Consider the following 21,230-nt stretch of genomic DNA (forward strand, 5'->3'; position numbering starts at 1 on the left):
CGGCAATAGGTGGCCTCATTTTATTCATCTTTCGCGGCGACGCAACGCATTCATGCCGTTCGCCGCAAGATTCGAGAAGCAAATTGCTTCATTGCCACTGAAAGGTCGTGTAGCCGATTTGGGTATGAGAGTTCAAGGCGCCGGAGACTTCTTGGCGCGCCGATAGAGATGCGGACTCTCGATCTCGGCCGACCAGATGCCAAGCCTTCTGTCTCGGGCGCTGTTCTCGGCCTCGCCATACTCGACCAGGTTGATCGCATGGGACGACGGCAGATATCGAAGCATGGATTCGGCAAGGCCGGCGCCGACCATTGCCAGGCCAATGTCGGTTTCATCGTAGAAGCACTGTCCGACCAGGCGCCGATAGCGGTCGCGGTCGATGATCCGGCAACGGACGTGTTTCCCGTCGATCATTCGCCGAAGAAAGGCCCGACCTGCAAGGCCGCATTGCCAGACCTCCCCGTCGCGAAGGCCTGTCTGGTCGAGTTCGCAAGCGTCGATCGCCGCGATCCGAATGCGCTGCTGGCGCACGCTGATCGTGTCTCCGTCGATCACGCGGGCCGTGCCGGACCAGCTGGCCGGATCGGCATCGGCCGCGCCGACGCTGATGCAAACAACGGCCGCGAGAATATAACGCACGAGATACTTCAATTCACCGTCTCCATAAGATTGCGGGCCGCAAGCCCGAAAACTGAGCGGGCAAGATGAAGCTCGCCGGCGGCGGCGCGATCCGTCATCGCCCGTAAATAGCCGCCCGGCGACGAAACTTCCTGCCGGTCGAATTTCTGCAACGTCACCGCAATTGCAACGGCCGCCTGCTGTTCGCCCATTTGGGCGACAGCGCAGCGCCGTGCATCGTCGGAAATGCCGGCAATACAGCACATTTGGGGCACGAGCCGCGCCAAATCGGCCCAAGTCCGGGGCAGGGCAAACCCGTAAGTTCTCAACGCCGGTATCGCCCGTAAAACGTCCTGCAACGCCATAACAACATGCGGCAGGCGCTTCGGCTGGTTGACTTGGTATGAACCTCGCCCCAGGCTTGTTTCATAAGCCCATTGGCTGGCGGAGCCAGCCTCTAACAGATTGGGTTGTTCGGCGGTAGCCGAACGCCGATTCTCATTACTATTTGCAATGGGATCAGGGGTTGTAGTCTGTTTGTGCATGTCGTTTTCGGCATACATGCATGTCGACTCTTCCGCTTCAGACGCGACTTGCGGGCGACGTGGAAGTTGCAAGACCCGTTCGATGAACCACTCGACAAGCGCCGTTGCGCGGCGCAACACGCCGCTCGAGGCTTTTGCGGCTGTGCCGACCAGGGCAACGACCCGTTCAAGACGCGCCTCTTGCCGTGCTCGGGCGCGCTCTGAAAGGTCGGTAACCGTCGCCAAAGCGCACCGGAGATTGCGCAGTGCGCCACGATATCGTCGCAACGCCGCGCGGGCGGTCGCCTTCTCCGCCTTCGCCTGTCGCACCAGATCGTCGAGTTCGCGGTAGCGGACGATAAGAATACGCAGGTCGATACCGCAACCATCGACAATCGAGCCGCTGGCACTGCGCACCGGATAGCGCTTGTAGTTGCCACTATCCTGCATGGTGACAAGGCCGGTGTCGAAGAGGCTCGACAGCATGCGGCTCACCCGGCCGGCCGAACGATTGATTTCGAAGGCGAGCTGCTGGTTGGACTTGAAGATGATCGGCCTCCCGGCTTTCTCGAAGGCCTCGCCCGGCGCAGTGTTGATCAGCGTGACCAGAAGATGGCTTTCGGTCGCGTTGATCAAGCCTGTGCAGGGCAGGTTGTGCGCGAGCACGGCGAGCTGACCGCGCGTCACCACTCCGATCTCGGCGGACTGTGCCCGTCGCCGATATTCGGCGCGTTGCGGTGTCATTCGGCGGCCGATCGGCCGCTTCAGTGGCATAGGTTCTCCCACTCTCGTCTCCTTTGTCGTGGAGACCAGACAAAACAATCCCGTTCACCGAAACAGTGTTTTTCAGGTTGACAGAGGAAGGGAGGTTTGCGACAAAGATTTTGGCTAAATTGATTATTCGCAAACCGCTTCCGGGATTCGTTTCGGGGCGGTTTTCTTTTTCTGGTCGGTTCGTCTTCTCCGTCGTAGGTGCTAGTTCGCGTGACTCGGAATCATGATTCCGGGTGATTTGCAGAACCATAACTCGAATATCCATTTTGGCGCAACAATTGTGCTACCACCGGTAGCAAACAAAACCACTCTCCCACGGCTTTCAGGCACTTCATAGCTCGACACTCTCCGGCGCGCGCTTTATCTGCTTTACCTTCTTGGATATATGAACGGCAGCAAAGCCGGCCTGGTTTCCGAGCCGGTTTTTCTGCGGGCGGGAAGGGGAGTTTGAGGGGAGGGGGCCTCCCCTCAATGCGGATCGGGGTTGGTCGATCCGGCCCCGATCGCATCAGCGGCCGTCGATGAACGTTCCCGGAAGGCCGAAGGCTTCAAGCGCCACGGTAAGCGCGTCCTGAATGTCTGCCCAATCGACATGTGCGGGTTCTCGACACAGGCATTGATGAGCTTGAGCAGGCAGGCGCGGTAAACCGATCGCGCCCGAGAAAGCGCGACCGGCAAGCGGCTGATGATTATTCAGCCGCTACGGGATGAGGTGTTTCTTCATCGAAATCGGCGTCGTCGCGCTTTGTGTCGGCAGCAGGAATAGAAATCCTCACAGGCTCCGGAAGCCAACCGCTATCAACGACCATCCGCTCTGCAATGCCGACGGCTTCCAACTTCTTGCCCGCCGCCTTAACGGCAAGCGCGGCCTGATCACCCTTCTCCTCCCGAATGACGGCCTCGATGCTTTGGCGGTTGATATGCGAGAAATTGCTGTCGCCGGTCGGCTCGAACCATTTCGTCATGTTCACCGCAAGAGCCTGTCCAAGCTGGTCTGCGTGCTCGAATGCGCCTTTCCGGTCATAGCAGTGAAGCTTCCGCACCGCGTTGACGGAATGAGCCGCCGCAAAAGCCAGAAGCGACAACAGTTCGTCGCGGTTCTGTTGCAAGCACCATTCCCACAGATCGGCAGGGTTGCCGGGGATATGATCGCCCCATGTCTCGCGAAGGCCTTCAAACTCCGCCACGGCTCGGCAGGCGTCGCGCCGCTTCATGCTGGTTTCGATATGCTCATGTGTCAGCCTGATTTGCAGCGCGCTATCTACGTTCGAGCAGTAATCATAGACCACACTCAACAGCATCGCGTGAACCACGGCCGCCAAGGCTATATCGTGATTGTTCGCGAGTTCGACCCGTAGCGCCGCCGTCTTTTGAGCGGTCAGGTCCTCGACGAGCGCCGCCGAATGCGTCACCTTCGGCTGTCCCACTTCCTGTGGTTTTTCAACGCCGTTGCCGCCCTTGTCGTCGCCATCGGCCTCGTCATCCCGGCCATCCTCGGGGCAGCACAAGACCACGCTCGATCCGCACATCGCCGTAGTTCGTCAGCGTGACGATCGCGCCACTGATCTCTAAAACTTCCGGCGCATAGACTTCTGTGCGATCCTGCAACGCGGTGATCCGCTTGTCGATTTCCTCGATCTTCGCGTCAGCCCCTTCATCGACGGCCTCGGCCTCGATCAACTCCGCCAGCTCGTCATATTCTGCGGTGAGCTGGTCAAGTTCGGCTTGTTCGGCCTCGGACAACGGCACCTGTTCGGGATAGCGCCGCCCGTAGGTCTGGAAGGTGTCATAAGATACATCGGGCATGATCTCGACCCATTTCCAGCCTTCCGCCTTCACGGCCTTGGCTGCGCTTTCAAGCTTGGCTGCTACAAGGGCATCCAGCTTCACGACATCGACCGCAAAACCGCCTTCCTTGTCATCAAACAGGTCGCGCTTGACGGTTCCGCCTGCCGCCTCGTAGGCGTCCAGCCCGCCAAGGAATTTGAGCCGCTTGTCGCTGGCCCGAACGCCCTCGCCAGCAAGTGCGGAACGAATGTTTGATGCGTAGCGGTTCCACGTTGGCAGTTCATTCCATACCCGTTCCTGCGCCTCGTGATCGTCGCTGATCGTGAAGGCCGAAAGCTGGTCAAAGGTCATATCCTCGTTGCGGTGAGCCTCCAGGAGGCGCGGTGACACGCGACCAAGGGCAAGGCGGCGGCGCACAATCGTTTCGGTCGTGCCGAACCGTGCGGCAATATCGGGGACCGACTTGCCTTCGTCCGCCAGATCGCGGAACGCCTCGTACTGGTCGACCGGATGAAGCGGTTAGGTCAGGTGTCAACTGTCCTTCGTGGCATTTTCTCGCGGATATTCCGTCAGTTTTCGGCGGTATCGTCACGCAACGCTGTCCTTTTATGGCGCGGGTCGATCGGCACCGCGCGCAGCGCGGTGTCGCGCTCGGCGATCAGCCGAGCATTGTGACGTCGATGGCGGTCCGCCGCCGCTTCGGCTGCGAGGGCGCGCTGCAACAGCAGCGCGTTTTCGCTGATCAACTGCCGTTGCTCCTGCTTCATAATGCGGATCAGCCCGTGCAACTCGTCAAGCTTGTCCTGCCAGGTCGTTATGGGCTTCACTGGATCGCCAATGATCGCGTGAAGGTCATCGATGATGGCGCGGTGGTTGGTGTAGATCGCGTTGCGGGCCACGCCGGCCTCGCGCGCGAGCGCGGCGACTGTGAGCGTGTAACCATGCTTATGGAGCGGGTGGATCGGGCAGCCCTTGCGAAGACGGTCGAGCGCGTCGTTGAGCCGGGTCTCGGTCTTCCGCAGACGCTGCTTATGATGGCTGTGTTTCGTCGGCATGGGATATTCCCTCGTCGAGCTGGGCAAGGATGCGGTCGCATTCCGCGATTCTGACCTCGGCAAGTGCCCTGCTACCGGCGTCGAGCGCCGGCTGTTCGAGCAGTGCTACATTCCGGGTTCGCCGTGCTTCCCACACTGGCCGGTGTTTGGGCGTGACCGCAAAGTTGGCGCAGGTCGAGCAGGTCGTCTCGGTCCTCAGCACTGGATTGGGGCCGGCTTCGCCGCCGAAGCAGGCGGAGGTCTCCGGGCGATAGACGCAGTAGCCCCAGTCGCACACGCCAAGCCGCAGGTCAGTCTCTGCCATGAGGAAGTCGACATAGGCCTGGACGTCGCCGTTCCGGGTGCGGCCGCGGAACCGGGAGCGATGGGCGATACTGCGACCGGCCTTGCCGCCGAGTGCCGAAGCGGTGAGCATCTCCTCCAGCGCTGCGCGAGTCTCTTCCTGCGCATGCCGATCGATCAGCTCGTCGAGCTGGAAGTCAGTGCCGACGTAGCCGCGGTCAGTCATTACCCGCGTTACATGGCCAAGATGGGCCTGGAGTGCAGCAAGCCCGGTGCGGTCGCGCTTGCCGACGAACCGCGCGAACGTCTTGCGACCCTGATGCGTATTGAGATGCCAGGCTCCCTCATCGTGCAGCGGCAGATCGATAAACGGTGCAAACAGCATGTTGAGCCGGCGGATGATGGTATTGGCGATCGGCAGGTCGATTTCGACCGCGGGACCGATCAGCCCCGTGCTCGACGTGATCAGGAACAGCTCGCTTCGCCCCGAGCGGTGACGAAGCGGCTCGGAGAGCTGCTCCATCACCGCGACTGCCCGCGCGACGGGTTCCGGCGCGACCCAGCGATGGGCATCCCCTTGATGGCCGCGCGTGGTCTTGTAGATGCGCCCGGCAAGATAGGCGAACCGCTCGTCGCCCGTGGCGGAGGCGTGACGTTCGATGCAGCCCACACGTAGCCCGAGGATTTCGGAGACGCGTGCGCCGACCAAGTAGGCGATGGTCACGAAGCAGGCGTCGTACAGGCGGTCGACGAGCTGGCGCACCGTCTTGGTGCTGGTCACCGGCGCCGGCTGCCAAGGTCCATCTTCCTCGGGAAGTGTCTGGAACCGGAACGAGGCAATCGTATCGGTGACTCGAAAGCCCGCCTTGGTGGGCGTAAGGCCCGAGGCGAGCGCGGTATCATAGGCGCCCTGTGCCTGCGCATAGAGCGCAAGCACATCGTCGGCCGCAGGACCGATGAGCCGCAGCGCGGAGCTGATGAGCGGCACCGCGATCGCATCAGGCGTATAGGGCAGCCAGCCCCTATGCTGCTTCTTGAACATGCCGGTCATGCCTGGGAACGGATCGCCGATCGCTAGTTGCCGATAGCGGGCACCCTGCAGGTAAAGCAGGATCACGAGGCGGCGGTAATGGTCGAGGGTGGCGGCAGCGATCAGCTCCCCGTTGGGGTTGCGGCGCTCGGCCATTGCCGCAAGGAACCGCTCGCTCGCCTCACGGTCAAGCTCGGTGAACCGACGGTAGCCTTGGCTCTCCATCCAACGGATCAACAGGCGCAGTCCCTTGAACAGCGATGCGAGCGTGCCGTCATGCAGGTGCTGCCGCCCCGGCGGCGGGTCAACCTTGGCGCTCCACAGCAGCGTCTTTGCTGCTTCGCGCCAGCCCGTGAAGCCGGGATCGGTGAACCGACCGGTTCCGATGGCGAAGCTCCAGTCGAGCGAGAAGTCGCTGCGGTTGCTGCCGGGCCTGATGCCGTCCAGATGCCAGATGTCGTCGCAAAAGCGCGAGCGCGACGATATCGGGATTTCGGGCGCGAACGCCGTCGCAAGGGTCGGTGCGGCGATCATTCGAGCACCGGCAGCACCGGCAATGTCGCCATGATCGCGCGCGCCGGCTCGTACAGTTCGTCGGGGAAGTCGGGCAGGATATCCCCTGTCAGGATGCGATGGCTCTCGGCGTAGATCAGCGCCCAGCGTGCCGGATCAAGCCGTAGCCGCGCTGCCTCCAGCGCTTCGATCGCCTGGAGGATACGCGCCAGATGTTCGGTATCGAGCGGGATCACCAGCCCAGGACAGCGCAGGCAGGCACCAAGCTGGGAACACAGCTTGCCCGGCCTGTCGCCGGCAAGCAAGTTGAGGCAGTCATGGCCGAACGGAACGCTGGCCGGCAGCGGTGCCGGTATGGTTTCGGAAGGAGAAGTCTCGCCCATAACCCATCCGATCATCAGGGCCTGCGCACGAGCGATGGTCTGGGCCTGAGTGCGTTCCGCCTCGGGACCGCGCACATAACGCTCGGTCGTGTCGATGCGCGCATGGTTGAGCAGCGCCTGGGCCGCGATCAGATCGCCCTGGCTCGCCGTATAGACTCGCGTCGCAGCACTGCCCCGTAGGAACGCCGCCGCGAAGTCGGGCAGTGGCTCGCGTCGCCGCTCGGGCGCGGCGCGGTTCCAGATCGCGATCCGGGCATTGGCGCGGTCGATGAACCGCTTGACCCCCTTGTGAAGCGTGCCCATCGGGATCACAGCAACCGCACCCGTCTTCTCGCTCTTCAGGAGGAACAGCATGTCGCGCTCCTGGGGACGCGTATGGGCAGCTAGCGGCGCGGTCATCACGATCAGCCGATCGACCAGATGGGGCGCCGCATAGGGCCGCCTGCGATCGAACGAACGGCGCTGCGCCCGCTTCACCTTCGCGCCGGCGCGCGGCTTGCCCCAGTCGATCATCACCCGATGCTCGTCGAGCGGATGCGGGCTCTGGCAGTCGCGCCGGCATCGTCAACTTAACGAAGCTTGGATACCGATGTGCGATGACGGGCTATGACAGAGCGTGACCCACTCTACCGCCGCCACCGCTTTCCCGCCGAGATCATCGCCCATGCTGTCTGGCTCTATTTCCGTTTTCCTCTCAGTTTGCGAATGGTCGAGGACTTGCTGGCGGCACGAGGGATTATTGTCTCGCATCAGACAGTCCGGCTTTGGGCAGAGAAATTCGGGCGGACCTTTGCCAGCGAGATCCGCCGCCGCTCAGCGGGTCGGCTGGGTGACAAGTGGCATCTCGACGAGGCCGTCGTTTCGATCCGCGGCAAGAAGCACTGGCTCTGGCGCGCCGTCGATCAGGACGGTTTCGTCCTGGAGGTTCTGGTGCAAAGTCGTCGCAATGCCAAGGCGGCCAAGCGTCTGATGCGCAAGCTGTTGAAGGGCCAAGGCCGCGCGCCGCGCGTGATGATCACCGACAAGCTTCGGTCTTACGACGCTGCAAAGCGAGAGATCATGCCGGGGGTCGAACACCGTTCGCATAAAGGCTTGAACAATCGGGCGGAGAACTCCCATCAGCCAGTCCGGCGACGGGAACGGATCATGAAACGCTACAAGTCACAACGCCATTTGCAGCGCTTCGTCTCAATTCATGATCCGATTGCCAACCTGTTTCACATCCCCCGCCACGAAATCTCCTCCAGCCATCATCGCGAACTGCGTTCAGAGGCAATGAACCTGTGGGCAAAAATCGCGCGGGCTTGAACCGCCGTGGGGCAAGCGGGCTACGACCGCCTCGCGCTCTTTAAGTTTACGATGCCCTTACGGCCGCCCTAAAGCCGACCTTGCCGTGACAACATAGGAGTGGCGTTTGCACCAATCGCGGAGATTCCGAGAAAGACGCGACATCGCGGAAGCTTGGCGGCGCGGACTTCGCTCCAAAATTGTCCGAGAAGCGATTGAGGAATTGCTTGAACGTCGGATGGGCACGCGTCAGGGCTCCGACACGAGGGTCGTGAGCCGGCGCTATCGCCGCGATCTCGCATTCGACCGCCTGGTCGAGCGGCACGTTTGGCAGGACGAACACCGGCGTCCATTCGACGGTCATATGCTATCCCTCATTTTAGAGGCAGGTGCGTGCTCCGAAGACCGGATATGGCATGTCTAAACCTGTCACATAGCAAGGAAATATTTTATAAGCACTTGTGGGGGAAGAATCGTGCAAATCGCAAAACTAGAGATCGAGAATTTTCGCGGTATCCGTGAAGGCGTCGTCCGCTTTTCACCTCATACCGTCCTCGTTGGTTCAAATAACTGCGGGAAGACTACAGTCGTCGAGGCATTGGCTCTCCTGTTCGGCCGAGACCGAATGGTCCGCCAACTGACCGAGCATGACTTCTACGGCAGCAATCCCCAGCCAGCGGACCGCATTCGCCTTGTCGCGACGGTGATCGGCTTTGATGGCAACGATCCGGCTCAGCATATGGACTGGTTTCGGAACGATCGGGGGATCGTCAAATGGTGGAATCCGGTAGATGGCGCGGTGATGCCCGCGCGCGAAGACCAATCGTGGAAGCTCGCTTGCCAGGTCGCTTTCGCCGCTCGATTTCACAGGCCGTCACTCGAGGTGGAGACACTCCGGTACTTCCATGATGACGATGCGGTGGGCGATGTCTTTGCCGATGAGAGCGCCACCGCCTTTTCCGCTCGTCTGATCCGCGACATCGGGTTCTTCCTCGTGCCGGCCGCTCGTACATGGGACCGGACGGTGTCGTTCGGGTCGGAGTTGTTTCGCAGGGTCATCGCGGCTGGCGAAGGCCAGCCCTCAGAGTCCGTCCTTAGCGAGCGGGACAGATTGCGCGCGCCGGAAGCCCGACTTGAGGAGGACGAGCGCCTGGCGCCCATCGTCAGCCGCCTGAATCAGGAACTGCGCGGGCATCGTAAACTTAAAGAGCGCGAGGCGGTCGTAGCCCGCTTGCCCCACGGCGGTTCAAGCCCGCGCGATTTTTGCCCACAGGTTCATTGCCTCTGAACGCAGTTCGCGATGATGGCTGGAGGAGATTTCGTGGCGGGGGATGTGAAACAGGTTGGCAATCGGATCATGAATTGAGACGAAGCGCTGCAAATGGCGTTGTGACTTGTAGCGTTTCATGATCCGTTCCCGTCGCCGGACTGGCTGATGGGAGTTCTCCGCCCGATTGTTCAAGCCTTTATGCGAACGGTGTTCGACCCCCGGCATGATCTCTCGCTTTGCAGCGTCGTAAGACCGAAGCTTGTCGGTGATCATCACGCGCGGCGCGCGGCCTTGGCCCTTCAACAGCTTGCGCATCAGACGCTTGGCCGCCTTGGCATTGCGACGACTTTGCACCAGAACCTCCAGGACGAAACCGTCCTGATCGACGGCGCGCCAGAGCCAGTGCTTCTTGCCGCGGATCGAAACGACGGCCTCGTCGAGATGCCACTTGTCACCCAGCCGACCCGCTGAGCGGCGGCGGATCTCGCTGGCAAAGGTCCGCCCGAATTTCTCTGCCCAAAGCCGGACTGTCTGATGCGAGACAATAATCCCTCGTGCCGCCAGCAAGTCCTCGACCATTCGCAAACTGAGAGGAAAACGGAAATAGAGCCAGACAGCATGGGCGATGATCTCGGCGGGAAAGCGGTGGCGGCGGTAGAGTGGGTCACGCTCTGTCATAGCCCGTCATCGCACATCGGTATCCAAGCTTCGTTAAGTTGACGATGCCCAACGCATCCAGCCTGAAGCACCTTGTATCCCATTGACGGTCGCCTCCGTTCCCCTGCCGGGAAACGATGATCGACACCGCAAGGAACACGAACCTCGTGAGGCCGCCCGCGGGCAGTTTCGGCCAAAACGCCCGGTCCGCGACTTCCTGTTCGGCTGTAGATGGCGTAAGCGGAGCGTAGTCTGGCCAAGACCACTTGGATCGGCGCCTTCAAGCCGAGTGACTTCGTGTCGACGTCCTCGCCTTCCTCGATCGCCTTGAGAAACTTCCGCACATCGTTCCTGATGGTCTCCCCGAAGTCGATGGCGACGTCGGCTGCCAGTAATAGCGAAAAGCGAACGATGTTGTTGCGATGTTTTTTGATAGTCTTGGAATCATCTTTTCCCCGGCCGCCACGCGTGCCGACAGGTCGAGGAAGGCGCGGGCCTTAAACAGGATAAGGAAGGAGGCTCTCGTCGACGGTCGATACGCCGCGCTGCGGCGATGGCGGCGTAGTAGTGGTCGTCGTCGAGCAGAATGGCGGACAAACTTGCGGCATCATCTTCCGCGACGATCCTTGTGACCACCGCCGGCTCCGGAAGCGTGATCCCTTTTGGCCTCCGGGTGAACAGCTCCAGCATGCGCTTCGATTGCCGCAACAATCACGCGTGCCCGATCATGGCCGGATGCGACATTTGCCCATTTTATCGCGTGATGTCGGACATAGGACACAGCTGCATTCGGACACAGCTGCATTCGAGACATCGTGTTGTTCCGAAACGATTTCCCCTTTTGGCACGGCATATGCATGTTCATTGTGTGCAGGTAACAAACCACCACCAACCAAAAGGATCCGGAAATGTCCAAGATCACAGACAAGTCTGGCCAAACCGCTGAAACCGACGAATTCCAGCCATTCGACCCCAGCAAGGCCACCGATCAGTTTCGCGCGGCCGCCGAAAAGGGCGTCGAGCAATCGAAAGAAGCGCTTGCCAAATTCCAGCTCGGCGCCGATGAGGCTAAGAAAGTGCTTAAGTCGACCTTTGAAACCGCTAGGTCAGTCGGCAACGAGGTGTCGCTGGCGACGATCGCCGCGCTGCGCGCCAATGTCGACGCCGACTTTTCGCATCTTCAAGCTCTAGCCGGCGCGAACTCGCTGTCCGAGGTAATTGAGCTGCAGACCACATTTCTACGCAAGCGCGTCGAAATGGGGCTCGAGCAGGCTAAGGATTTTCAAGCGCTCACTACCAAGGCGGTGACCGATATCTCCAAACCGGTCAAGGAGATCTTCGAGAAGACACTTTGGGACCTCAAGGCCGCCTGATACCTCAAGCGCTGAAAATACCTGGGCGTCAGGCCGGTCTGACCTCCATATTGGGGGCGATGCCCAAGTCCAGTGGAGATGGTTCAAATTGCGGAGAACCAGCCCATGGCGTATCAAGAACGTCCCGAACGTGAACGCGACTTCCACAACAAGCGCTTCGGCGCTGTGGAAGAACGCAGGCAGGATTCGTTCTACTTCGCGGCCCAGCCTGCAACGGATGCCTACTGGCAGCTGCTGGGCATCGTAAACTTAAAGAGCGCGAGGCGGTCGTAGCCCGCTTGCCCCACGGCGGTTCAAGCCCGCGCGATTTTTGCCCACAGGTTCATTGCCTCTGAACGCAGTTCGCGATGATGGCTGGAGGAGATTTCGTGGCGGGGGATGTGAAACAGGTTGGCAATCGGATCATGAATTGAGACGAAGCGCTGCAAATGGCGTTGTGACTTGTAGCGTTTCATGATCCGTTCCCGTCGCCGGACTGGCTGATGGGAGTTCTCCGCCCGATTGTTCAAGCCTTTATGCGAACGGTGTTCGACCCCCGGCATGATCTCTCGCTTTGCAGCGTCGTAAGACCGAAGCTTGTCGGTGATCATCACGCGCGGCGCGCGGCCTTGGCCCTTCAACAGCTTGCGCATCAGACGCTTGGCCGCCTTGGCATTGCGACGACTTTGCACCAGAACCTCCAGGACGAAACCGTCCTGATCGACGGCGCGCCAGAGCCAGTGCTTCTTGCCGCGGATCGAAACGACGGCCTCGTCGAGATGCCACTTGTCACCCAGCCGACCCGCTGAGCGGCGGCGGATCTCGCTGGCAAAGGTCCGCCCGAATTTCTCTGCCCAAAGCCGGACTGTCTGATGCGAGACAATAATCCCTCGTGCCGCCAGCAAGTCCTCGACCATTCGCAAACTGAGAGGAAAACGGAAATAGAGCCAGACAGCATGGGCGATGATCTCGGCGGGAAAGCGGTGGCGGCGGTAGAGTGGGTCACGCTCTGTCATAGCCCGTCATCGCACATCGGTATCCAAGCTTCGTTAAGTTGACGATGCCCTGACGCACTATCGGAGGATATCTCTCCGACATATCGAACCTCGCCGGTACGCCCGCTCTCGGCGAGAGCAACAGCATGTCGATCCTTTGCAACATCCAATCCTACGAAAACTTCGCTATACTCTTCCACGGTTTGGCCTGCTGCCGATTTTTCGGACACCAGGTTAAGCTAGCATAGCTTGCTCCTCGAACTCGACGGGGCTCAGATAGCCCAGTGTCGAGTGCCTGCGCCGCGGGTTGTAGAAGCGCTCGATGTAATCGAACACATCCGCCCTGGCGTCATCTCTCGTCCTGTAGACCTTGCGGGCTGTGCGCTCGGTTTTCAGCGACGAGAAGAAGCTCTCCATCGCGGCATTGTCCCACACGTTGCCCGACCTGCTCATCGAACATGTGATGCCGTTATCGGCCATCAGGCGCTGGAACTGCTCGCTCGTATATTGGGCGGATTCAAGCGGTCGTCGCAACACCTAAACGAAGGAGGTTGCGATGGGCATCCAAAAGCGACGATCACACCGTTCTGGACGAGCGCCGTTGCCGTCACCGGGACGTCCGCCAGTGGCGGAGAGATCTGAACTCCAGCGATTCTGGTTGGGGATCGCGCAAGGAATGACAAGCGAAGATGCTGCGCTGGCTGCTGGTATGTCGCAGCCTGTTGGAACCAGATTGTTCCGACAGGCGGGTGGCATGGCACCAGCGATGTTCAGATCTTCGAGCAAGCCGCCGTCCGGGCGGTACCTCTCGTTTGTGGAACGTGAGGAGATCGCACTACTTCGCGTTCAAGGCCTTTCGAGACGCGAGATCGGTCGCCAACTTGGCCGATCCGCCTCAACCATCTCCCGCGAGCTACGACGCAATGCCGCGACGCGCAGCGGTGGCCTGGAGTATCGTGCATCGACAGCCCAATGGCATGCCGAGCGATCGGCCCGTCGACCCAAACCGACCAAGCTTGCGCTCAACACGACCTTGCGCACTTATGTTGAGCAGAGACTGGCCGGCGTCGTCATGACTCCGAGCGGCGCTCCCGTTCCGGGTCCCGCCGTTTCGTGGAAGGGCCGCCGGCATGGCCCGCGAAAGAATCGGCGGTGGGCCACGGCCTGGAGCCCGGAACAGATTGCCCGACGCTTGCCGATCGACTTCCCGGACGACGAGACGATGCGCATCAGCCACGAAGCCATCTATCAGGCCCTTTTTGTTCAGGGCCGGGGAGCGCTACGCCGCGAACTGTCGGCCTGCTTGAGAACGGGGCGCGTGTTGCGGGTCCCCAGGGCGCGCGTACGCGGGCGAGGCAAGAGCTTTGTCTCGCCGGAGATCATGATCAGTCAACGCCCCGCCGAAGCGGTCGATCGCGCGGTGCCGGGTCACTGGGAGGGAGACCTCATCCTTGGTCTTGGCAGCTCGGCGATCGGCACGCTGGTTGAGCGTACGACGCGCTTCACGATGTTGCTGCATCTTCCCCGACTTGCGGGGCATGGCGAAGCTCCGCGCATGAAGAATGGCCCTGCTCTCGCGGGACACGGAGCTGAAGCCGTGCGTGACGCGATTACGCGCACCATCATCACCTTGCCCGAAGAGTTGCGGCGTTCGCTGACCTGGGATCAGGGAGCCGAAATGGCTCAGCATGATCGTCTCAAGATCGACGCGGGTGTCCAAGTCTACTTCTGCGATCCGCAAAGCCCATGGCAGCGTGGCACCAACGAGAACACCAATGGACTGCTGCGTCAGTACTTCCCGAAAGGCACCGACCTGAGCGTCCACAGCGCCGACGAGATCGCCGCCGTGGCCGTGGCCCTCAATGCCCGACCGAGAAAAACTCTGGGATGGAAAACACCCGCAGAAGCGCTTGACGAGTTGCTGTCGCGAGTGAACACAATCGGTGTTGCGACGACCGCTTGAATCCGCCTTGCGATCCTTGGTCGGAATGATGCAGCAGGCTGTCCGGTTTGCCTCGGCGCCAGATCGCCATGATGAGGGCGTCGGTGACGAGCTGCGCCGTCATCTCGGCCTTCATCGCCCAGCCGACGACACGGCGAGAGAATAGATCGACCACGGCGGCAACGTAGAGCCAACCTTCTGCGGTCCAGATGTAAGTGAAGTCGGCAATCCATTTCTGGTTCGGAGCCGATGCCTCGAAGGCGCGGTCAAGGAGGTTGTCCGACACTGCCGCTCGCTCGCCCGTATCCTTCGGCAGCCCACGTCGGCGTGGACGTGCACGCAGGCCGTTCTCCCGCATCAGCCGTTCGATGCGATGCAGGCCGCAAGATAGGCCTTCCGCCAATAAGTCGTGCCAGACGCGGCGGGCGCCATAGGTGCGGTCGCTGCTCTTGAAGCTTCGGTCGATCTGGGCAACGAGCACCTCGTCGTGCCGGGAGCGAGCGCTGGGGCTGCGGTTGAGCCAGGCATGGAAGCCTGAGCGGGATACGTCCAGCGCGGCGCACAGCCATGCCACCGGCCAGACGGTCCGGTGCCTCGCGATGAAAGCGAACCTCATGTCACTTCCCTCGCGAAGTAGGCTGCGGCCTTTTTTAGGATGTCGCGCTCCGCCTTCAGCTTCGCGACTTCCTTGCGCAGCCGGTCAATCTCGAGCTGCTCCGGCTTCATCTGCCCGTGGCCGGGAAAGGCGTGCTGCGGATCGGTCGACAGCTCGCGCACCCATTTGCGCAGCACATTCTCGTGGACATCGAGGTCGCGGGCAGCCTGGGCCACCGCAACGCCCCGATCCTTGATCAATCTCACCGCCTCAAGCTTGAACTCGCGGCTGAACTTCCTTCTTTGCATTCCCACTCTCCAGTTCCGTCAAACACCTTATCTCGGTGTCTCCGAAACCGGCAGCAGGCCAGTTCGTCCTCCTGGCATGAGGATAGGCTCGACGAGCAACCCTCGTTTCAACACCGCCAGTGTAGGGCGAACCACCTCACAGCCGGCAACCAGAAAGGACATAAGGTCTTACCTTCAAGGTGGGACGGGTCTGCGTGGTGGCCGATCGCGGCATGATCTCGGCGGCGAGCATCGCGGCGCTGGAGGCGCGGAAGTTGGAATACATCCTCGGCGCCCGCGAACGCTCCAGCGTCATCGTGCGCGATCTGGTGATGAACGACGAGCAGCCGTTTACGCCGCTCTTGGTCGAGCGGGTCAAGGGCGAGACCCAGCTGTTCGTCAAACAGGTCAAGCTCTCCGGCCAGCGCTACATCGTCTGCCGCAACGAAGCCGAGGCCGAAAAGGACAAGGCCGATCGCCAGGCGATCGTGGAGGGACTGCAAAAGCAGCTGAAGAAAGGCGACAAGGCGCTGATCGGCAACAAGGCCTATCGACGCTATTTGAAGTCAGTCACCAGAGACGCCTTCGAGATCGATCTCGGCAAGCTGGCCCAAGAGGCCCGCTATGACGGGATCTTCGTCTTAAGGACCAACGCCAGGATCACGCCCCTGCAAGCGGTCCTTCGCTACCGCGACCTTCTGCAGGTGGAGGTTCTGTTCCGCCGGGCTAAGGCGCTGATGCGCACCCGGCCAATCTATCACAGCTCGGATGAGGCGATCCGCGGTCACGTGTTCTGCTCGTTCCTGGCTCTGCTGCTGCAGAAGGAATTGGCGGATCTTTGCGCCGCCAAAGGCTTCAGCGTCGAATGGGGCGATCTGCTGCGCGACCTGGACCGGCTGCAGGAGGCCACGATCGAGAAGGATGGCAAGCGCATCACCACCCGAACCCACGTGAAAGGCCAAGTCGGGTCCGTCTTCCAGGCCGCCGGCGTCGCCCTGCCGCAAAATATCCGCGAACAGGCCGCTTGAGCGGCGGCCCAAACCCGCAAAATGTAGTGCAAACACCCGTTCTCGCGCCTGCAACGCATTGAACTCACAACGCTTTTAGAATCTCACTGTTGAAGTAGGGTTTGATCCTCACGAAGGTTGCCGATCGGAACGAACGTGGCTTTTCAGTCCTTTATTTCAGACCGCTGAAGGCCCCTATCAACGCCTTATCAACGATCAGTTCCGCCGGTGAGCTGTGCGAGCGGATGGAGATATCGACGTAGTCCGCTAGCATAGAGACGCTCCGCAGTCCGCGAAGCAGCGAACGAGGCGCGATCCGCGCGGTCTCGTGTGTCAACAACCACGGAATCGGTTTTGGAAGCTGTTTGACAGATCACCTGACATTGTCGGCTGCTCAGTTGGTCGTGGGACGCGTACCGCGAGCCATCGGTCCATCATCTCAGCCGGCGGAGTCCCGTAGTTGCGATAGCCGTCGAGACAGCGCTTGGCGTTGTATTTTTCGAGCCAGAGCCTAAGCTCCGTCTGCATGCAATCCATGTCTAAACGATCCACCGCCGCACGGCGACCGCAAAAGAACTCGCCGGATACGATCCGGCCGAAACGCTCGGCGAAGCCGTGAAGATGCCCCGGGGGCAGTCGAGTGGCATGGTATTTGATCTCAGCCGTCGCGAAAGTGGGCGCATAATCGCCGCATGGCAACGCAGCGCTGGCGATCACCTCCCTCACTACGAGCTCACGCACTCCATAGAATGGTACGACGAAGTTTTGCATCAACTCGGTGAGCGCTTGCTCATGCCAGCCGACCTTAAGCGCTGCAAAGGCATAGGCGCAGTAGATATCGACGACGAAACACAGAAAGATCTTGCCTTCGTTACGGAGGCGACTAACAGGCAGAATGTTGGCGCAGAGCACCTCCCCGGGCGCCTGAGTTTCACTGTGACGCTCACGAAAGCTGGGGTTGATGGCTTCGACGAAAGCGGACTGCTCGGCCGTGAGTCTGAGCGATCGTTTAGTAGCGAGCGCTTCAAGCGTCAACCACCGCTGCCGACGGCAGCCGAGGCCGCGCTCTCTCAAGAGTTTCTGCACCGTGACCGCCGACAGGCGCAGTCCCTCGCTATGCAGCAGATATTGTAGGCGATTGCAACCATATGCCGGATGTTGCAAGGCGAGCGCCGCAACCCGCCTTGCCGTCTGCCGTGGCGTCTTCTGAGGGTGATTGCGGGGAATCGGCGACCGGTCCTGCAATCCAATTAAGCCTTGCTCCCGAAAGCGGCGGCGCCACGCGTAGAAGCTCGTGCGGTCGATGCCGCCGCGACGACACGCCTCCGCGACGTTGCCTAGCGTCGTCGCCAACTCAAGGATACCGAGCCGCTCACGCGCGAGGGCCATTGAGCCCTCCTCTGGCCGCTCTTTCGCAACGGCTGATATACTCCGACGTTTAGCTTTGGCTCTTGCCACGGTGCCCTCCGATCGTAAGTTGCCTCCGTGGGGCGTGTTGAAGCAAATCCAACGCTAGACCTGCGTACGGCCATCGAGCCGCCGCTTATGAAACCGATGATAAAAGGTGATCTTGTCACCGAAGCCCTCCCGCATGCCGCAGGCCACCACGCGGCGGCCGCTAACATGGTGCTTGGGGCACGAGCCCAAGCACGTTGGCAGCATAAGGCAGCCACCGCACCCCTCGCTGTGGAATGGGTTGAAGCGCTCATATGGCATCTCAGCCGTCGTCACGTCCCGCAGTGTTCTATCCATATCGTCCGGCAGAATGCGCGCGAATGTCGACTGGGATGTGCCCACAGCAGGGATGCACTTGCCGAGGTTGCCGTGTGGATCAATCGTGAACGAATTGCGCACAACCGCGGTGCAAGGGTAGCGCTTGGGCCGCGGCATACCGAACACCATATATCCCTCCGCCTCGAGGAAGCGACGAAACACCAACTCCTTCTCGGCGAACTCAGTGTTGGTGAAACAGTCGTGCGGCACGCAATCCACCAGACCTCGGCTGGTGTTGATGAAACCAAGACGGAAATCGATGCGGTGATCGACCACACCGTGGCTCTTGAAGAGACGCACGACATATTTGGCCTCTTCAATGTTATCCCGATCCACGTTGATGCGCATGGTGAGGGACCCAGTGGCATCAACGATGTCCTGCACGTGCTCGGCCAAGAACCGATAATGGGCCTCCGCCTTCGCTATTGGCACCTGTCGCCGCCCAGAATAGGTTTCGGGCGTGCCGTCAAGGGAAATCTGCAGCGCCTTTATGCTGAGTTCGGGCAGGGCGGCTACCCTTTCCGGCGTCAGCAGGACGCCGTTGGTCAGCATCTCAGCATAGTAGTCGATGCCGCGCTCGGCACAGATCGCCTTGAATGCCCGCGTCATGAAAGTGATTGCGGCATAACCGATAAGCGGCTCGCCGCCGAACCACTGGACGACTAGCTGACGGCTGTCGCCCAGTTGGCGACGGACGAACTCCACTGTCGCTTGCTGCAGCTCTTCCGACATGATCTTCGTCTTGGCTATACTGCGCTGGAAGCAGTAGCTGCAGTGCTGATTACAAGCCATGGTTGGCGCGATGGTCACAAACAGGCGTGATTTGTCGACCTTGTTGAGGCGTAGCCGCTCCTCCTCGTCGCTGAATTCGTCCAGTTCGGCCGGCACCACGAAGCCAAGCGTAGCGAGACAGCTCACAAGCTCGCGATCTGGCGCGGCGTCTCCGTGCTTTAGGCTGTCGAGACACCTTTTGACGATAGCCCAGCCGGCCATATCCAGTTCAAGAGTCTGGCCGTTTCTCGCGTTAAGCAGCAGAGTCATGTCGTCTGACTCACTGAAGGGCATGTTGAAGCTTGACGGTTTCCAATTCCGGGTCATAGTCATGGTCGTAACGCTTCCCTTAGCTGAGCCGCACGCCCGGCTTGTCGTTGAAAGGGCACAACGGCGGCGTGGTGTGGACCGAGCCATAGGAGAAATAGGCGTCCCGGTAACATCGACCCTTCTCCCACACGCAGCTCTCGAAGGACGAACAGGCCTCACAACTGGACCCGGCAAACCGCTCGCGGCTCGGATGGATAAAGTTGAGCAATCGGGAACCAGTCCAGATTTCGCGCAACGATTGGTGTCGGGCGTCGCCCACCAGGAATGGCTCCTCGTAGGCCATCTGTTCGCACAGGAAGGCGCCGCCGTCGGGACCGATGCCGAGAGCGTGCCACCCGCCTCCGCAGCCAATCCGCTGGCTCCAGATCTGCAGCTTGCGCTCCGACGTCAGCTCTCCAGCCGGCGTTGGGGCGATCGACAGATTTTCGTTTAGCGCGATGTCCGGATACTTGGCTCGGATTGCCTCAAACTCGCGGGCAAGCGTTGCGTGATGTGCGCCCGTAACGAACAGATCGTCGCTGTGACGGTGGAATGAGCGCGAATAACGCACAAAACTGAAGGTGCGAGCGCCGCGAGGATAGAAGAACTCAACGATTTTCTTCGGTTGATCGACATTTAATCCAGTAATGACCGCCTTTATGATAGGCTGTATGCCGAAAGTCATAAAGCTCTCGAAGGTCATGGCCGCCAGTTGCGTGCGGGGTTTCCTGACGTTCAGCACGCGCATATTCATGTGGTCGTCGGCGGCATCGAAGCTAAGTTGCACAGGCCGTTCGACCACGCCGTTGATCTTCTCCTTGAACCCGGCATCGACTAGCCGCGCGACCGCGTTACGGTCCAGAAATGCTTTCGTCGATAGGAGGAACAGCATCTCGTGCTCGACAAGTAGATTGAGAAAGTCGATCCCGTCCTGCCGCACGAAGGTGTCCCCATTATCGGGTGAGCACATCCGCACCCCCATAGAGGCTGCCTCCTCGATCAACTCGCGCCAACGTTCAAGACGCATCTCCTTGCCTGCTTTGATGCGTCGGTCGGCGTAGCAGTAAAGGCAGTCGGTTTGGCAGCGATGTGTGAAGACCGTATAGAGGTTGATCGGCGCTTCTAGACGGAATCGGGTCTTGATCTCCTGCATCACACGCGAATATGCCTGCTGATCAATGACGAAACAGCGCGGGTCGAAGCGGAGCGCCTCGGTAATCGGGTTATCGGCAATCTCCACGATGCCGTGAGCACCAATTCCCGTAGCCGATACGCTGGCGCGCACCAGAGCGTCGACGCCGGAGAGTGTCTCGACGAGGCTCCCAGCCGCTGCCTCCGGAAAAAGTTGACGGAAGAAGAGATCGATCTCGGAAAAGCGCGAGACGCCATCCAGTAACGATAGGGCGAATCCCTGGATCGGAGTTAAGAAATGGATGTGCGTGTTGATGTAGTCAAGAGGATAGAGAATTGGCCGATTCCCATCTTGTGTGAAGACGAAGTCCCGGCGCACTGCGACAAACTGATCTGGTCTTATGGGTAGCTTTGTCGTCATCGCACTGTCTCTCTCGCACTCTTGCCGGAGTTGACCGAATCCTCTACTTGGCCGGTACCATCCAGATGCGCTTGGATCCGGATGGTATCCTGACCACTGGATTGGCCTACCAGCAGATCATGCAGGGACAGACGGTGCAGCTGTCGCAGCCCGATGCGAGTAGGGGCTCTCCCAACGTCGGTGCTCCCTCGCCAGGAACGAGGTCGACCTTGAGGCCCTTTTTCTTGATCAGGGTCTGCATCTCCTGGATCAACTTGTCAGACTCATACTGGTGCAGCAAAGTCCCGAAATCGACTTCTCTGCCCTTGACGGTAACAACCTTGCGCTCTTCGATCGTCTTCATTTTCCATCTCCATTAGGTTGTGTGGATGAACCACGTTTACGACTATGCCTGTTTTCAGATTGGGCTGCCTTGATGCAGGTCAGCCTGTCTCTTAACCTTCTTGACTGACAGTGCGCGGGTGTT

The 21,230-nt window shown here is 60.3% G+C and carries 19 protein-coding genes and 3 pseudogenes; 6 read left to right on the forward strand and 16 right to left on the reverse strand.

Features of this window, described 5'->3' with window-relative positions:
* Positions 1-132: 132 nt before the first annotated feature.
* The 7 genes from JG739_RS34190 to JG739_RS34220 form a co-directional block, all read right to left on the reverse strand.
* Positions 133-651, reverse strand: a complete 519-nt coding sequence (locus JG739_RS34190; RefSeq protein WP_244750059.1) for a thermonuclease family protein — start codon at positions 649-651, stop codon at positions 133-135.
* A complete protein-coding gene (repC, locus tag JG739_RS34195) occupies positions 648-1,916 on the reverse strand; it encodes a plasmid replication protein RepC (protein WP_199202496.1) in 1,269 nt (422 codons plus the stop codon). Before repC ends, JG739_RS34190 begins: the two co-directional genes overlap by 4 nt.
* Before the next feature lie 689 nt (positions 1,917-2,605).
* Positions 2,606-3,445, reverse strand: coding sequence for a hypothetical protein (locus JG739_RS34200; RefSeq protein ID WP_202367953.1), 840 nt, complete (start codon positions 3,443-3,445; stop codon positions 2,606-2,608).
* Positions 3,396-4,055 carry a hypothetical protein gene (locus JG739_RS34205; RefSeq protein WP_199202498.1) on the reverse strand — a complete coding sequence of 220 codons (660 nt, stop codon included), beginning with the start codon at positions 4,053-4,055 and terminating at the stop codon, positions 3,396-3,398. Before JG739_RS34205 ends, JG739_RS34200 begins: the two co-directional genes overlap by 50 nt.
* Positions 4,056-4,273: 218 nt before the next feature.
* Positions 4,274-4,759, reverse strand: a complete 486-nt coding sequence (locus JG739_RS34210) for a hypothetical protein (RefSeq protein WP_199202499.1) — start codon at positions 4,757-4,759, stop codon at positions 4,274-4,276.
* Positions 4,734-6,605: an integrase gene (locus JG739_RS34215; protein WP_199202500.1), complete on the reverse strand. Its 1,872-nt coding sequence runs from the start codon at positions 6,603-6,605 to the stop codon at positions 4,734-4,736. The genes JG739_RS34210 and JG739_RS34215 overlap by 26 nt, the downstream gene beginning before the upstream one ends.
* Entirely contained in the window at positions 6,602-7,483 is an 882-nt protein-coding gene (locus JG739_RS34220) for a hypothetical protein (protein ID WP_202367954.1), read from the reverse strand. Before JG739_RS34220 ends, JG739_RS34215 begins: the two co-directional genes overlap by 4 nt.
* Positions 7,484-7,573: 90 nt before the next feature.
* Here JG739_RS34220 and JG739_RS34225 point away from each other — a divergent pair, with 90 nt between their 5' ends.
* Positions 7,574-8,275, forward strand: coding sequence for an IS6 family transposase (locus JG739_RS34225; RefSeq protein ID WP_199202433.1), 702 nt, complete (start codon positions 7,574-7,576; stop codon positions 8,273-8,275).
* 46 nt (positions 8,276-8,321) lie between these two features.
* Here the strand turns inward: JG739_RS34225 and JG739_RS34230 are convergent, their stop codons facing one another.
* Positions 8,322-8,618, reverse strand: coding sequence for a hypothetical protein (locus tag JG739_RS34230; RefSeq protein ID WP_244750060.1), 297 nt, complete (start codon positions 8,616-8,618; stop codon positions 8,322-8,324).
* Positions 8,619-8,729: 111 nt separating this feature from the next.
* Between JG739_RS34230 and JG739_RS34235 the strand changes: the two genes are divergently transcribed.
* Complete coding sequence (locus JG739_RS34235; protein ID WP_244750061.1) at positions 8,730-9,542, forward strand: ATP-dependent nuclease; 813 nt, start codon at positions 8,730-8,732, stop codon at positions 9,540-9,542.
* On the opposite strand, the gene JG739_RS34240 is transcribed toward JG739_RS34235, so the two are convergent.
* Positions 9,501-10,202 carry an IS6 family transposase gene (locus tag JG739_RS34240; RefSeq protein WP_199202433.1) on the reverse strand — a complete coding sequence of 234 codons (702 nt, stop codon included), beginning with the start codon at positions 10,200-10,202 and terminating at the stop codon, positions 9,501-9,503. The genes JG739_RS34235 and JG739_RS34240 overlap by 42 nt on opposite strands.
* Positions 10,203-11,089: 887 nt before the next feature.
* On the opposite strand from JG739_RS34240, the gene JG739_RS34245 reads away from it, so the two are divergent.
* Positions 11,090-11,554, forward strand: coding sequence for a phasin (locus JG739_RS34245; protein WP_199202503.1), 465 nt, complete (start codon positions 11,090-11,092; stop codon positions 11,552-11,554).
* Positions 11,555-11,659: 105 nt separating this feature from the next.
* On the forward strand, positions 11,660-11,827 hold the full coding sequence (locus tag JG739_RS34250; RefSeq protein WP_202367955.1) for a hypothetical protein: 168 nt from the start codon (positions 11,660-11,662) through the stop codon (positions 11,825-11,827).
* A gap of 20 nt (positions 11,828-11,847) precedes the next feature.
* Here the strand turns inward: JG739_RS34250 and JG739_RS34255 are convergent, their stop codons facing one another.
* Together JG739_RS34255 and JG739_RS34260 are read right to left on the reverse strand one after the other, a co-directional pair.
* Positions 11,848-12,549, reverse strand: a complete 702-nt coding sequence (locus JG739_RS34255) for an IS6 family transposase (protein WP_199202433.1) — start codon at positions 12,547-12,549, stop codon at positions 11,848-11,850.
* Between the two features lie 213 nt (positions 12,550-12,762).
* Positions 12,763-13,047: pseudogene (locus JG739_RS34260) on the reverse strand (IS3 family transposase); the annotation flags it as partial.
* A 37-nt stretch (positions 13,048-13,084) separates the two neighbouring features.
* Here JG739_RS34260 and JG739_RS34265 point away from each other — a divergent pair.
* The gene (locus JG739_RS34265; protein WP_202363131.1) at positions 13,085-14,491 is read left to right on the forward strand and encodes an IS30 family transposase; all 1,407 of its coding nucleotides are present in this window, start codon (positions 13,085-13,087) and stop codon (positions 14,489-14,491) included.
* A gap of 7 nt (positions 14,492-14,498) precedes the next feature.
* On the opposite strand, the pseudogene JG739_RS34270 reads toward JG739_RS34265, so the two are convergent.
* Positions 14,499-15,373, reverse strand: a pseudogene (locus JG739_RS34270) (IS3 family transposase); the annotation flags it as partial.
* Positions 15,374-15,546: 173 nt separating this feature from the next.
* Here JG739_RS34270 and JG739_RS34275 point away from each other — a divergent pair.
* Positions 15,547-16,380, forward strand: a pseudogene (locus tag JG739_RS34275) (IS1634 family transposase); the annotation flags it as partial.
* Positions 16,381-16,692: 312 nt separating this feature from the next.
* Here JG739_RS34275 and JG739_RS34280 read toward each other — a convergent pair.
* From JG739_RS34280 to JG739_RS34295, 4 genes are all read right to left on the reverse strand, one after another.
* Positions 16,693-17,748: a helix-turn-helix domain-containing protein gene (locus tag JG739_RS34280; protein ID WP_199202507.1), complete on the reverse strand. Its 1,056-nt coding sequence runs from the start codon at positions 17,746-17,748 to the stop codon at positions 16,693-16,695.
* A gap of 123 nt (positions 17,749-17,871) precedes the next feature.
* Complete coding sequence (locus tag JG739_RS34285) at positions 17,872-19,173, reverse strand: radical SAM/SPASM domain-containing protein (RefSeq protein ID WP_244750062.1); 1,302 nt, start codon at positions 19,171-19,173, stop codon at positions 17,872-17,874.
* 79 nt (positions 19,174-19,252) lie between these two features.
* Positions 19,253-20,764, reverse strand: coding sequence for a radical SAM protein (locus JG739_RS34290; RefSeq protein ID WP_199202508.1), 1,512 nt, complete (start codon positions 20,762-20,764; stop codon positions 19,253-19,255).
* 106 nt (positions 20,765-20,870) lie between these two features.
* Positions 20,871-21,107 (reverse strand): hypothetical protein, encoded by a 237-nt coding sequence (locus JG739_RS34295; protein ID WP_199202509.1) that lies wholly within the window; start codon positions 21,105-21,107, stop codon positions 20,871-20,873.
* Positions 21,108-21,230: the final 123 nt, after the last annotated feature.

The organism is Mesorhizobium sp. L-2-11 (assembly GCF_016756595.1).
Lineage (GTDB): Bacteria > Pseudomonadota > Alphaproteobacteria > Rhizobiales > Rhizobiaceae > Mesorhizobium.